Here is a 13,181-nt window from a genome sequence, read left to right as displayed (position 1 = left end):
TCGTCTTGAGCAGCGTGGAAGACGGCTTTTGGGGGAACTGTTCTTTGAGACCTTAATCGGTCATTTCAGCAGGGCTTAGACGGACTTGTACCATCAAGCCTTGCGACAAGTGAGGGGGCGGAACCGTGTCCGCCCCCTAAATAGACGATGTGGATAGCCGGTTTCGGGTGCAAGAACCACCCGCATTAAAATCCAAGTCAGCCTACAGCATCGGCCCGAAAATCGATTCCTATTTTCGAAAAGCACGATGCATCGATCAAAGTAGATAGAGCGCCACTCATGACTTAGAAGCGGCGCGCCCTATTCTTAAAACTCTTCCCAGTTCTGTTCGCTTGGCTTCAAGACAGGTGTCTCAGCTGGCGCCCCGAATGCTTTTGCAAGCGTGTTACCAAGTGCGCGCGCAGGCGACGCGACCGGGCGGGCCGTTGGCTTGACTGCGGCCGGTGTAAAGCTTGGCTTCGTCGAATAGACGGGCTTTGCTGCAGCCGCAGGCGCTGCGCGTGGCGCAGTCGGAGCCGGACTTGATGTAAAGGACGCAACGCGTGTGGCCGCACCTGCGCCCAGATTGAACTGGCCGATCAGGCTCGTGAGCGCTTCGGCCTCGCGGGCGAGCGAGTGGCTTGCAGCCGTCTGCTGTTCGACCATAGCTGCGTTTTGCTGCGTCCCCTGATCCATGGTGTTGACGGCGGTGTTGATTTCCTGCAGGCCGGTCGACTGTTCGCGCGAGGCAGTGACGATCGCGCTCACATGGGTGTTGATCTCTTCCACCTCGGCGACGATCATCTGCAGCGCCTTGCCGGTTTCGCCAACAAGTCCCACGCCATTTTCAACGTGTTTGCTGGAGTTGCTGATCAGCGACTTGATTTCCTTCGCTGCATTGGCGGAGCGCTGGGCCAATTCGCGCACTTCCTGGGCGACGACGGCAAAGCCCTTGCCTGCCTCGCCCGCACGCGCTGCTTCCACACCCGCATTCAGTGCGAGCAGGTTCGTCTGGAAGGCAATGTCGTCGATGACGCCGATGATGTTGGTGATTTCGCCGGAGGATTTTTCGATTTCCTGCATGGCGGCCACGGCGCGGCGCACGACTGCACCGGATTGCTCAGCACCGGCACGGGCGCGCTGCACGAGAGCGCCTGCTTCTTCGGCACCCTTGGCGCTGTCGCGAACCGTCGTGGTCACTTCTTCCAGCGCCGCAGCGGTCTCTTCAACGGATGCGGCCTGCTGTTCGGTGCGGCGCGAGAGGTCGTCAGCTGCAGACAGCATTTCAGCGGCACCGGCATGGATTGCGGCAGCATTCTCACCCACCTTGCGCAATGTCTGCTGCAGACTGTCGAGCGACGTGTTGAAGTTCAAACGAAGCGGCTCGATGAACGGCGTGAATGGCTTTTCGATACGATAGTCGAGGTTACCGTCGGCCAGTGCCTGGAGACCCTTGGCAAGTTCCTCGCGAGCAAAAACCTGTTCCGCTTCGCCCCGCTCTTTTTCAGCCTCGTTACGCAGACGATCGGCTTCAGTCGCGGAGCGCATGCGATCTGTTTCACCCGCCAGGCGCTGCTTTTCGATAGCGGCATCCTTGAAGACCAGAACCGCCTTTGCCATTTTCCCGACTTCGTCACCGCGATCAAGGGCGGGAACATCGACATTGTTATCGCCATTGGCCAGACGGCCCATGGCATCCGTCATGCCGACGATGGGCGTGACGATGGCGCGTGATAGCGCCCAGATCAGCAGGACAGAAACGAGGCCCGCCCCAGCGCCACCGCCGAGCAGTGCATATTGCAGATTGGCCTGGGCGCTTTGCTGAGCCGCGATCTCCGACTTGGTCAGCGCGTTGAGCTGTTCCTTGATCTTTTCGGCAGCAGCGCGGAAGCCATCGACCTGGCCCTTGGCCTGGTTGCGGCCGATTTCGATGATTTCAGAAACCGGTGCTTCCGTCGTCTTGCGGGCTGCCATCTGCGGCTCTGCCAGTTGCTTGTAAAAGACGGTGGCGGTCGCTTCCATCTCATCGATGGATTTCAGAATCTCGGGCTGGTCGGCAGCGTATCCGCGTGCCTCCTTCAATTTCGCGAGCATCACGTCGCGCTGGGCAAACACATCCTTGTAGGTGCTGTCGCTACGGAACAGAAGAAAGCCGCGCTGATTGACGACCTGCTCGAGCATGGCTGCCTTCGCTTCGTCCACCGTCTGCATGAGCTGCGCCGTGCGGGTTTGCGTTTCGGACAGGCGCTGTGCGTCCAGCGTCTGAAGAAAGACAACTGCCGAGGCCACAAGGCACACACCCATCAAGGCTACGAAGGTTATGATCAGCTTGATATTGATAGGCAAATTTTTGAGAGACATCGACAACTCTTTTTCGACACGGGACCGCGCATCAATCATCAAAGCGCGAACCAGAAATTTTCCGGCTTAACCTTCATGTCAGCGACGGGATTTTCAGCTTCGCAAATTGCTGCAAAGCGGTTGATTTTTACTTAAATACGATGGTTCTAAAAAAACAAACCCAGGCAGTATTTCGTAGGGTAAACGAAGTCTTCCTCAGCAGCGGGCCACAAACCGCTTGCGCTGCGCCCGATTGGCCGTCATTGACACTCTCCATGACCAAAACATCCGAAAATCAACGCCTGGACCAGCTTCTGGTCGCCAAGGGCCTGTTTGCCAGTCGCTCCCGCGCGCGCGATGCCGTATCGCGCGGCACCGTCAGCGTGAATGGCAAGATCGTGACCAAGCCGAGCCTCTGCTTTGCCGAGAGCGCGGTTATCGCGATCGACGATCCGGCGCAGGATTATGTATCGCGCGCCGCCCTGAAACTCGTCGCAGCACTCGATCACTTCACGTTGGACCCGAAAGACCACGAGTGTCTGGATGTGGGCGCGTCTACCGGCGGCTTTACCGAGGTGCTGCTGGAACGCGGTGCGAACCATGTCACCGCAATCGATGTGGGTCATGGACAGATCCATCCGCGGGTGGAGAACAATCCGCGCGTGACCAGTATCGAAGGGCTGAATGCGCGGTTTTTGACGCAAGACGATATTGACGGCCGCGAGATCGGCTTCATCGTCTCGGATGTCTCCTTCATTTCACTGAAACTTGCCCTTGCGCCGGCGCTCGATCTGGCGAATAGCGGCGCGTTCGCCGTTCTTCTCGTCAAGCCGCAGTTCGAAGCCGGCCGGGATGCGATCAGCAAGGCAGGCCTGTTGAAAGAGCCCGACACTGCTCCGCAGGTTGCCGCAGAACTTGAGCGCTGGCTCACCGAAGACATGGGCTGGGAAAGCCTTGGCCTCATCCCCTCCCCTATTGCAGGTGGAGATGGCAATGTAGAATTCCTTCTCGGAGGCAGAAAGCCATGAGCACGCAGACCGTCAAGATCCAGAGCCTCGGCGCGCAGGGCGATGGCATTGCGCACTGTCCCGACGGCACGGTCTATGTGCCTTTTACGCTTCCCGGAGAAACGGTCGCGATTGCCCGGGTTAAAGACCAGGGCACCATCATGTCGATTACGGAAGCATCGCCGGATCGGCGCGAGCCTGCCTGTCGCCATTTCGGACCGGATGGCAAGAACGGCACGTGCGGCGGCTGTTCGTTGCAACATGTTCAAGACGAGCCCTACCACGACTTCAAACGGAATCTCGTCGTTGCTGCCCTCCGATCGAAGGGTCTGGATGTGGAGGTCGATCCGCTGGTGATCTGCCGGCCAGGTGAGCGACGTCGCGTTGTCTTCACCGCGCGCAAAACCGAAAAGGGACTTCTTCTCGGCTTCAGCCAGGCCAACAGTCACCATATTGTTGCGATTGAGGAATGTCCCATCGCCGCCCCGGCCATCGTGTCGAGGCTCGATGCGATCCGTGCGATCGGCTTGCCACTGGCATCCAACGCTGAGCCTTTCCGCATCACAGTGATGGAGACGCTTTCGGGGCTCGATATTGCGGTGGACGGCATCAAGTCCGTCAATGACAAACAGCGCCGTGCGCTAACGGAGACGGTTCTTTCCATGCGCGGCATCGCCCGTGTATCGCTCTCCGGCGAAATTCTGATCGAACCGCAAAAGCCGGTGATCGAATTCGGCAGCGTCAAGGTCGCACCTCCCGCCGGCAGCTTCGTCCAGGCCACGAAGGTGGCGGAAGAGGCCATGGCCGAGCGCGTCGTGGCGCATGTGGGCAAATCGAAGCGGATCGCCGATCTGTTCTGCGGCACCGGCACCTTCACGTTGAGACTGGCGCGTGTCGGCAAGGTGCATGGCGTGGAAGCGGAAGACAAACCATTGAAGTCGCTCGATTTTGCCGCGCGCAACACGCCCGGCTTGAAGCCGGTCACCACCGAGCGGCGCGACCTATTCCGTCATCCCCTGATCGCCAAGGAACTGAAGCTTTACGACGCCGTCGTCTTCGATCCGCCAAGAGCGGGTGCTGAAGCGCAATGCAAGGAGCTTGCCCGCAGCACGGTCAAGAAGATCGTTGCCGTCAGCTGCAATCCGCTGTCCTTCGCGCGCGATCTCTCCATCCTGGTCGAAGGCGGCTATCGCATCACAAGCGTGACGCCGATCGACCAGTTCCTCTGGTCGCCGCATGTCGAGGCGGTCGCGACGCTGGAAAAGTAAAGCGCTTTACCACGCCGTATCGATACTGCCGCTGCCGACGACGCCGGAGCAGCGGCAACGGCCACCGACGCGGCCCTGCTGAACCGGGCAGACATAGGGGCGTGAATGCTCGGCACTGTCTGGTGGTGTGATAACGCAGACGAAACGCGGCTGGCGGCGATCCCACCCGTTATTCTGATTCTGATTGCTGCGTGGCGAGCTGCTATTGAAATCCTGCACCTGCACGACATCGCTCTCTCTTGGGGACGACATCATCGGCGAGGACAACATCCCGGCATCCGCGACGCCGGACAGCGACAGTATAGCAATCATTGCAAGAGCGGTTTTGCGCATCATGGCGGCCTTCTCCCAAGTAAAGATGTCGATCGAGTAACCGGAAACACTTCCCGTTCCATAAAGACCGAGACCTTCTTCTCAAGAGACTTAACGGCGCATGAATGCCTCAAAGGCAGCGCGCGCCTCACTACTCTGAAGCTGAGCGGCGAAGTGAACGATTTCCTCGTCGATCCGGGCTCGGATCGCATCGACATCGCCACGCACCAGATTGCGGGCAATCTTCAGCGCCTGTGGTGGCTTCGACGCCAGGTTGGCAGCGATCTTCAAGGCTTCCGCCTCGACATCCGCCTCGGGAACGACCTTCCAGATCAGGCCCGCCGCCATAGCCTGCTCGGCCGAGAAGCCTTCACCTGCCGCCAGAAGCGCAAATGCCCGCTGGTGGCCGGCAATGCGCGGGACGAGAAGGCTGGAGGCAGCTTCCGGCACAAGTGCCAGATCGACGAAGGGCGTCTTGAACAGGCTGCGGCTGGAGGCGACCGTCAGATCGCAATGCAGGTTCAGCGTCGTGCCGATACCGATGGCCAGGCCATCGACGCCAGAGACGATGGGCTTTTCCACGCTGACCAGCGTGTGCAGGAAATCGGCTGCGGCGAGCCGCCCCTTGCCGCCCGACATCGCAAATCCAAGGAAATCAGCCATGTCATTGCCGGCGGAGAAGCATCCCGGCGTGCCGAGAAAAACGATTGCGCGGATGTCTTCATCCGCATCAGCGGCCTTCAACGCCTCGATCATGCTGCGATACATCGCATCGGTAATGGCGTTCTTCTTGTCCGGCCGATTGAAGCGGATGACCTGTACGCCGGCTGCGACCGGAGGCCGCTCGAGAAGGATATGATCTTCGGACATCGATACTTCCTTCACCCAAGAACGACGCGTGCGGCTTCGAGGCTTGCCGCACCCGAGACGACGCGATCCTTCAAGGCGGCCGTTTCCGCCAAAAGATTTTCCGCAGCGAAACGGCAAAGCGAGGCACGCTTGGTACCCTGCCCGTCTTCTACGGCTGCAAGCGCGCCCTTGGCCAGATAGACGCCCGTCAATGCAAGGCCGAACAGCCTTTGGTAGGGTGTCGCACCTGCCAGCACGGCGGCAGCCTCTCCCTTGGCCTGGGCGTCCAGCAGCCAGTCGGTGGCAGCCTCGAGATCGGCGAGGCTCTGGTCGAGGTAGCGTGCGGTTTCTCCCAGTTCCGGCTTGTTCGATGCACGAACGTCTTCGGCAATGGCCTGCAGCTCTTCGATAAAGCCGCGAACGTGGTGGCCTTCGGAGAGTGGAAGCTTGCGCATGACGAGGTCGATGGCCTGAATGCCGTTGGTGCCCTCATAGATCGGTGCAATGCGGGCGTCACGCAGATAGCGGGCCGCGCCCGTTTCCTCAATGAAGCCCATGCCGCCATGGACCTGGATGCCGAGCGAGGCAACGTCCACACCGGCATCGGTGGAGAAGGACTTTGCAATCGGTGTCAAAAGGGCCGCACGCTCCTGCCAGAACTTCTGCGTGCCTGCGTCGCTTTCCGCATGGCTCATGTCGATCGCATGGGCGCAGGCGAAGCTGATGGCGCGCGAGCCTTGCGTCAGTGCCTTCATGGTCAGCAGCGTTCTGGCAATATCCGGATGCTCGATGATCGGGCTCATGCCCGGTGCCGTCGTTCCGGGCGCCTTGCCCTGAGTCCGCTCTTTGGCGTATTGGATCGCCTTCTGGGTTGCGGCTTCGCAAATCGCCACGCCCTGCATGCCGACGGCCAGGCGGGCATTGTTCATCATCGTGAACATACAGGCGAGACCCTTGTTCTCTTCGCCCACAAGCCAGCCGATCGCGCCTTTTTCCTGCCCGTAGCGGCCATCGCCGAAGATCATCGTGCAGGTTGGCGAACCGTGAATGCCAAGCTTATGCTCCAGCGCATGGCAGAACAAATCGTTGCGCTCACCCGGATTGCCGGCAGCGTCAGGCAGGAACTTCGGCACGAGGAAGAGCGAAATGCCCCGCGTTCCAGCTGGCGCATCGGGCAAACGGGCCAGCACAAGGTGGATGATGTTTTCGGCGGCGTCGTGTTCACCCCAGGTAATGTAGATCTTCTGGCCGAAAATGCGGTAGGTGCCGTCGTCAGCCCGTTCGGCCCTGGTCTTGAGTGCGGCAAGATCAGAGCCCGCCTGCGGCTCGGTCAGGTTCATCGTACCTGTCCATTTGCCGCTGACGAGATTTTCGAGATAGACGGCCTTCAGCGCGTCGCTGCCATGGGCGGTGATGGCTTCGATCGCACCCATGGTCAGCGTCGGGCAGAGCGCAAACGCCATGGAGCCGGAGTTCCACATTTCGAGCGCCGCAACGTTCAGCATATGCGGCAGACCTTGCCCGCCAAATTCCTCTGGTGCCGTCAGGCCGTTCCAGCCGCCTTCGGCCCAGCGATGATAGAGACCCGCCCATCCGTCGGGTGTGCGAACCTCACCGTCCACCATACGCGAGCCCTGGCGGTCGCCGATTTCGGCAAGCGGGGCAACTTCTTCAGTGGCGAAACGTCCTGCCTCATGGAGAATGGCATCGACGAGATCTTCATCGAGATCACCGAGCGCACCGCTCTGAAGAGCATCACCCAGCCCTGCAACGTGTTTCAACGTAAAAGCGATATCGTCTACCGGCGCGGTATACATCCTGCCTCCTCCCGAAGCGTCTGCCTACAATGTAATGTCCTTACGGGCTAATTGATTTTTACGTAAACGTCAATTTGAAATTTCCCTGGAACGGCGTGTCCTTTGGGCCGCGCGAAGGACGTTCCATCTCTTCGACTGACCTTAACGCGTGTCGCGATCTTTCAGATTCGCTCATACACTTCAGGTCCTTGTTATCGCAGGTCGTCATCGCAAAACCGCTGCACACTTTTGCTTGGACCATGCTGTAGGTCGAAGAATCGATTGCGATTTTCAGGCCTATCGGTCGGCAAGATCACCCTTGTTATGAAACTGTCATAAAACTCTGTTCTGCATGTCCGACCCTTCGAGCAGCATGGCCTCTGGCGTAGACAGGCCCGCCTTTCAGGAACGCGACATGGATATACAGTACCCAGCCATTCCCGGCCTCGTCTGGGCCTATCGCTTCGAGCCGGGGAGCCAGCTCTGTACACGCCTCGCTCCAACCGCCCAGTGGAGCGACATGGAAAGCAGCGAAGGCTTCTTCTGGCTGCATCTGAACCTGGCGGATACGCGGGTCGTTGCCTTTTTGGACTCTATTCCCGGTTTCGACGAGAACATTCGCGCGATCTTAACGACGCATGAGACACACCCCTCCATCACCGTCGATGAAGGCGCGCTTTACGGTACGCTGGTGGATTTTCAGCGCGAGTTCGATCAGGAAACCCGCGACCTTGGCTGGCTGCATTTTGCCCTGACGGATCGCTTCGTCATCACCACACGGCTTCAACCTCTGCGGTCGGTGGATCGGCTGCGGGCTGCCATCGACAAGAACCCGAAGCGCTTCAGCACGCCGTCGCACATCTTCGAGGGACTGGTGGCGGAGTTTCAGCGCAGTCTTATCAACCTGGTGATGGAGACGACGGAAGAACTCAACGCCATCGAGGATTACGTCTACGCCGCGGCACCTCGCGACGAGCGGAGAAGGCTGGCACCCGTCCGTCGCACCGTCGTGCGACTGCATCGTCATCTTCGAACCGTGCTGACCTTGATGCGGCGCGCCTCAGCCGCCGATGAGGATGAAATGCCGGCTGGCTTCGAGGAGATTGCCGGACGGCTTACGAGCCGACTGGAGTCTGTCGACTACGATGTCTATGCGCTTCAGGAGCGGGCCCGTCTGCTGCATGAAGAAATCGATTCCAAGCTCTCGTCGGAAACGAACCGCCACCTCTACATCCTGTCGATCATGACGGCATTTCTATTGCCGCCAACGCTCGTCACAGGATTTTTCGGCATGAACACCAGCGCCCTCCCCTTCATGGATGGCGGAAACGGAACGCTCTATGCAGCGGGTTTTATCGTCGCCTCCAGTCTTCTTGCCTGGTTCCTGCTGCGACGGGTCGGCATCATCTAAAGCAGGGCTCAAGCAAAACTGTGCAGGGGTTTTGCGATGACGACGCGCGATAGAACAAAGAGCTAAAGCGCAGGGAGCAAATCCGAGAAAATCACGATGCGCTTTCGGCGTGGGCGTTTTGTGTCTCTTCGCATATGTAAAGGGCCGCCCAGCAAGTGCGGGACGGCCCTTATAAATTATATATTTTCGTTCAATCAGCGGTACGGCGAGTAGCAGGTCTGGCGTGGGCCGTGATAGGGCTGGAACGTGTTGCTATACGCATCATAAGAGCGATAGCGGCCATAGCACCAGTTCACATGCGCCTGGCTCATGCCACCGCGAACGACCGGACGATATTCACGATAGACCGGGCGCGGACGATACTCCGGAACGGGGCGGTAGACTTCGCGCGGCTGAGATAGCGCACCGCCGATGATGGCGCCGGTGGCGAAGGCCGCAAGCGGGAACCAGTAGCCGTTGTGGCGACGATAGCCAGGACGGTAATCGCGGTAGCCGCGGTGGCCGCGATAGTAGCCCGGGCCGTAGTCGCGATAATAGCCGCGGTCGCGCCAATACTGAACGTTGACGATATTGTTGTCCGCCTGTGGTGCAACCGGCGCAGCAGGCACGATGGGCATAGCCTGAGCTGGAACAATAGATCCAACAGCAACAATAGCAGAGAGGCCAGCGGCCAAAGCAGCTTTCATGTAAGTCTTCATCTTACCTTCTCCATTCACGTCCGGATACACAAACGGACGGGGTGAACTACGACGATTATTCTCCTGTTTATCCAGTTTTTAACGGCGTGGACTCGCCTTATATTCAAGTTAAGAAATTCAGCCTGAATGCAGCATTAACGAAGCGATCACAGATACTTGAACGCGTTGCTGCCCCAAGCGACGGAAGGCCCGGCTAAGCCGGGCCTTCCTAAATCATGCATCTTAGCTATAGGGCGACACGCACTGCCTGCGCGGGCCGTTATTTGGCTGATAGCTGTTGTCGTAGGCACGATAGGACCGCCAGCGGTTGGCGCACCACTGCTGGTGGTTGCTGCCGTAGGACGGACGTGCCTGATTGGTGGCACCACCGATGATCGCGCCAGCCGCGAAGGCTGCAAGCGGGAACCAGTAGCCGTTGTGATAACGGTAACCCGGACGACGGTCGCGATAGCCGCGGTGGCCGTTGTAGAAGCCCTGGCGGCGGTATTCGCGATGGTTGCGCCAATCCCGACCGTGACGCTGACGCCATTCACGACGGTCGCGCCAGTCGCGATACTGGATATCTACGACCTGATTCTGAGCGGCAACGGGTGCCGGAATGGGTGTGGGAACTTGAAAGGCCTGCGATGGCGTAAAGCTCGTCAGGACCATGACAAAAGCGGTAGCGAGGCTCGTCTTCCGCAAATTCAGCATGAATTTCCTCCGTTTCTCTGCACATTGATGTTGTGCTGTTTTTATATCTTTCGGCAGAAATGCGGAAACGGCCCGCAGTGACACAGCCTCAGACATTTTAGAAACGGGAAAACTACAAACTCGTTCCATGGATCATGGCAATGACTGCCAACTGCAGGAACGAAAAGGTGGGAGGAGGAGGCTTTACGCCTCCACCTTGACGTCGGTCAGCGGCCTGGAGCAGCAGGCCAGAATATAGCCCTCCGCAATATCTTCATCGAGAATACCGCCATTGTGGTTCATCTCGACCTCGCCGGACAGCTTCAGCACGCGGCAGGTGCCGCAGATGCCAGATTCACAGGCCGCACCGATGCGAACGCCTGCCGCTCTGGCAGTCATCAGAACGGTCTGTCCCGGCTGGCATGGCACATCCTTGCCGGACAGCGTGAAGCCAACCGTCGTCAACGCCTCGCCATCAGCCTCGATCGCCGTTTCACCAACGGCCACTGGCGGCGCGGCAGGCGCGAAGCTTTCCTGGTGGTAGCGTGTCATGTCGAAACCGGAGGCTTCGAGCATGGAACTGACCGCCGCCATGAACGGCTCGGGGCCACAGCAGAAAACCGTGCGATCCATGAAGTCGTGAGACAAAAGCGCAATTTTGGCCTTGTCGACGAAGCCCTTCAGGCCCGACCACAGATCGGTGCGACCGCAGGACTCCACGATGAACCCCAGAGACAGGTTTGGCATGTAGCGTGCGAGATATTCGAGTTCATGGCGGAACACGATATCGGCGGGTGTGCGCGAGCAGTTGATAAATGAGATATCGCTGTGCGGCGCGCGATCGCACATGTCGCGCACCATCGACATCATCGGCGTGACGCCAGAGCCTGCGGATATGAACAGATACTTATCGCCCGGATGCTTCACATAGGAAAAGTCACCCAGGGGACCAAGCGCGCGGATCTTCATCCCCGGCTTGAGGTTGTCGAACATCCAGCGGGTGCCGATCGAGTTCTTCTGTGCCTTGACCGTGACCGCGACCGCATAGGGACGAGACGGCGTGGAAGACAGCGTGTAGGTCCGAAACAGCGGCTCCGGCCCGACTGGCAGTTCCAGCGTCACGAACTGGCCCGGAATATAGCGGAACCAGTTGATGTCAGTGGAGCGGAACAGGAACGTCATCACATCCGGTGTTTCGGGGGTTACCGAAATGCATTCCAGCATGTGAAGCTTGTCGCTCCAGGGCTTCATCTCATCGATATGCTTATAGGTCACGGCCATGGTCATCTGCATCAAGCCACTGCGGAAAGCTTCTTCTTGTCGCCGGACAGCCGGTCGATCATGAAGTCTGCATACCAGTTGACGAACTGCATGACGCCGCCTTCGTCCTCCATGGAGTAAGGACCTGGCTCATAGGCGGGCGAGCGAATGCCGAAGGCGTTTTCCTCGACGATCTGGCGATCCTGATCGTTGGTCTCGTTCCAGACATGCGTCAGGTCTTCGAGATTATAGTCCACGCCTTCCACGGCATCCTTGTGAACGAGCCACTTGGTCGTGACCATGGTTTCCTGTGGGCCAAGCGGCAGCACGCGGAAGGAAATCATGTGGTCGCCGAGGAAGTGGTTCCACGTCGTCGGGTAATGGAAGAGCAGCAGCGCGCCGATATGGCTGATGGTGACATCGTCAGACAGCGGGCGATGAACCGCAGGCTTGCCGGACATGGTGTAGCTCTCTGCTTCACCGATCAGCGGCATGCGCGCCACGCGGAACTGGCCCTTGGGGTCGATCTTGAAACGGCTTGGCAGGCCCGCCGCTTCGCAGCGTGCCCAGTGGCCGCCGATTTCAGGGTCGCTTGCGCCGCCATCGGTACCGGTGACGCTCGGGTTTTCCGGATAGGTACGGCAAAGCTCGGGGTGGTTGGCCGCGCAGTGGTAGCATTCGCGGTTGTTTTCCCAGACGAGCTTCCAGTTGCCCTTTTCGATGATGGTGCTTTCATGCGCCACCTTGGCTTCCCAAACCCGGTGCGGCTTCATATAGGCTTCGACTTCCGCACGAACCGGCGCGAAATCCATGGGCTGTTCTGCGAGGCAGATGAAGACGTAACCGGCAACCGTTTCGCAGGCGACCGGCTTCAGCCCGAAGTTTTCCTTGTTGAAGTCTTCGCCCATGTGTCGGGCAAAAAGGAGCTTGCCATCCAGATCGTAAGTCCACTGGTGGTAAGGACAGACGAGACGGGCGGACTGGCCTTTCTGGCTGGTGCAGACGCGCGAACCGCGGTGGCGGCAGGAATTGTGGAATGCGCGGATCGTACCATCCTTGCCGCGAACGATCACGACAGCATAATTGCCGACCTGAACGGTAAAATACATGCCGGACTTCGGCACTTCACAGTCGTGACCGACGAACAGCCAATCGCGATACCAGATGGTTTCCATGTCGAGTTGGAAGTAATCCTGATCGGTATAAAATGGCTGCTCAAGGCTGAAGCCTTCGCGGCGATTCTTCAATTGGCGCAATACGGTTTCACGCAGTTCCATGGCCATGTCCTCGAGTAATACTGCAGCCGCCCAACAATCCCGGCCGCATGGTGTGATTTGATCTAATCATTGACGCCTTTTTCCAGCACCACATTGCGCGACATTCTGTCCCGCATTGGCGACAAATTGCGACATCGTCCGCAAAAGTACTGCTTTATTTTTTTTGAATTTAAAACAGTGGTTTAGAGGGTAATTCAAACGATTGGTCGTCGCAATAAGACTTCGGCTTCCAGCGCGCTGCAACACACGCCACCGACAGACCGGAAACGCGATATTAACTCTAGTCGGCTAAAAAGCGTATATCTTTCAAAG

The 13,181-nt window shown here is 58.7% G+C and carries 11 protein-coding genes; 3 read left to right on the top strand and 8 right to left on the bottom strand.

Annotation, left to right across the window (positions count from 1 at the left end):
• Window positions 1-306: 306 nt before the first annotated feature.
• Window positions 307-2,340 carry a methyl-accepting chemotaxis protein gene (locus ACTJKV_RS03000; RefSeq protein WP_440598434.1) on the bottom strand — a complete coding sequence of 678 codons (2,034 nt, stop codon included), beginning with the start codon at window positions 2,338-2,340 and terminating at the stop codon, window positions 307-309.
• Window positions 2,341-2,594: 254 nt separating this feature from the next.
• On the opposite strand from ACTJKV_RS03000, the gene ACTJKV_RS02995 reads away from it, so the two are divergent.
• Window positions 2,595-3,347: a TlyA family RNA methyltransferase gene (locus ACTJKV_RS02995; protein ID WP_440598433.1), complete on the top strand. Its 753-nt coding sequence runs from the start codon at window positions 2,595-2,597 to the stop codon at window positions 3,345-3,347.
• Window positions 3,344-4,594, top strand: coding sequence for a class I SAM-dependent RNA methyltransferase (locus ACTJKV_RS02990; RefSeq protein ID WP_440598432.1), 1,251 nt, complete (start codon window positions 3,344-3,346; stop codon window positions 4,592-4,594). Before ACTJKV_RS02995 ends, ACTJKV_RS02990 begins: the two co-directional genes overlap by 4 nt.
• 6 nt (window positions 4,595-4,600) lie before the next feature.
• Here ACTJKV_RS02990 and ACTJKV_RS02985 read toward each other — a convergent pair whose 3' ends face one another.
• The 3 genes from ACTJKV_RS02985 to ACTJKV_RS02975 form a co-directional block, all read right to left on the bottom strand.
• A complete protein-coding gene (locus ACTJKV_RS02985) occupies window positions 4,601-4,930 on the bottom strand; it encodes a hypothetical protein (protein WP_440598431.1) in 330 nt (109 codons plus the stop codon).
• 87 nt (window positions 4,931-5,017) lie between these two features.
• Window positions 5,018-5,776, bottom strand: a complete 759-nt coding sequence (locus ACTJKV_RS02980) for a crotonase/enoyl-CoA hydratase family protein (protein ID WP_440598430.1) — start codon at window positions 5,774-5,776, stop codon at window positions 5,018-5,020.
• A gap of 11 nt (window positions 5,777-5,787) precedes the next feature.
• Window positions 5,788-7,572 carry an acyl-CoA dehydrogenase gene (locus ACTJKV_RS02975; protein ID WP_440598429.1) on the bottom strand — a complete coding sequence of 595 codons (1,785 nt, stop codon included), beginning with the start codon at window positions 7,570-7,572 and terminating at the stop codon, window positions 5,788-5,790.
• Window positions 7,573-7,966: 394 nt separating this feature from the next.
• On the opposite strand from ACTJKV_RS02975, the gene ACTJKV_RS02970 reads away from it, so the two are divergent.
• Complete coding sequence (locus ACTJKV_RS02970; protein ID WP_113266148.1) at window positions 7,967-8,962, top strand: transporter; 996 nt, start codon at window positions 7,967-7,969, stop codon at window positions 8,960-8,962.
• A gap of 194 nt (window positions 8,963-9,156) precedes the next feature.
• Here ACTJKV_RS02970 and ACTJKV_RS02965 read toward each other — a convergent pair whose 3' ends face one another.
• From ACTJKV_RS02965 to ACTJKV_RS02950, 4 genes are all read right to left on the bottom strand, one after another.
• Window positions 9,157-9,660 (bottom strand): BA14K family protein, encoded by a 504-nt coding sequence (locus tag ACTJKV_RS02965; RefSeq protein ID WP_062425922.1) that lies wholly within the window; start codon window positions 9,658-9,660, stop codon window positions 9,157-9,159.
• Between the two features lie 222 nt (window positions 9,661-9,882).
• Window positions 9,883-10,353, bottom strand: coding sequence for a BA14K family protein (locus ACTJKV_RS02960; protein WP_062425923.1), 471 nt, complete (start codon window positions 10,351-10,353; stop codon window positions 9,883-9,885).
• 183 nt (window positions 10,354-10,536) lie between these two features.
• Complete coding sequence (locus ACTJKV_RS02955; protein WP_376784935.1) at window positions 10,537-11,613, bottom strand: 2Fe-2S iron-sulfur cluster-binding protein; 1,077 nt, start codon at window positions 11,611-11,613, stop codon at window positions 10,537-10,539.
• A gap of 11 nt (window positions 11,614-11,624) precedes the next feature.
• On the bottom strand, window positions 11,625-12,869 hold the full coding sequence (locus ACTJKV_RS02950; RefSeq protein ID WP_313591667.1) for an aromatic ring-hydroxylating oxygenase subunit alpha: 1,245 nt from the start codon (window positions 12,867-12,869) through the stop codon (window positions 11,625-11,627).
• Between the last annotated feature and the right edge of the window lie 312 nt (window positions 12,870-13,181).

Origin of the sequence: Agrobacterium sp. 22117 (assembly GCF_052045735.1) — a bacterium.
In the GTDB taxonomy this organism is placed as follows: domain Bacteria; phylum Pseudomonadota; class Alphaproteobacteria; order Rhizobiales; family Rhizobiaceae; genus Agrobacterium; species Agrobacterium cavarae.
The sequence above is the reverse complement of the archived record's forward strand: the minus strand, read 5'-3'. Positions and strand labels throughout refer to the sequence as shown.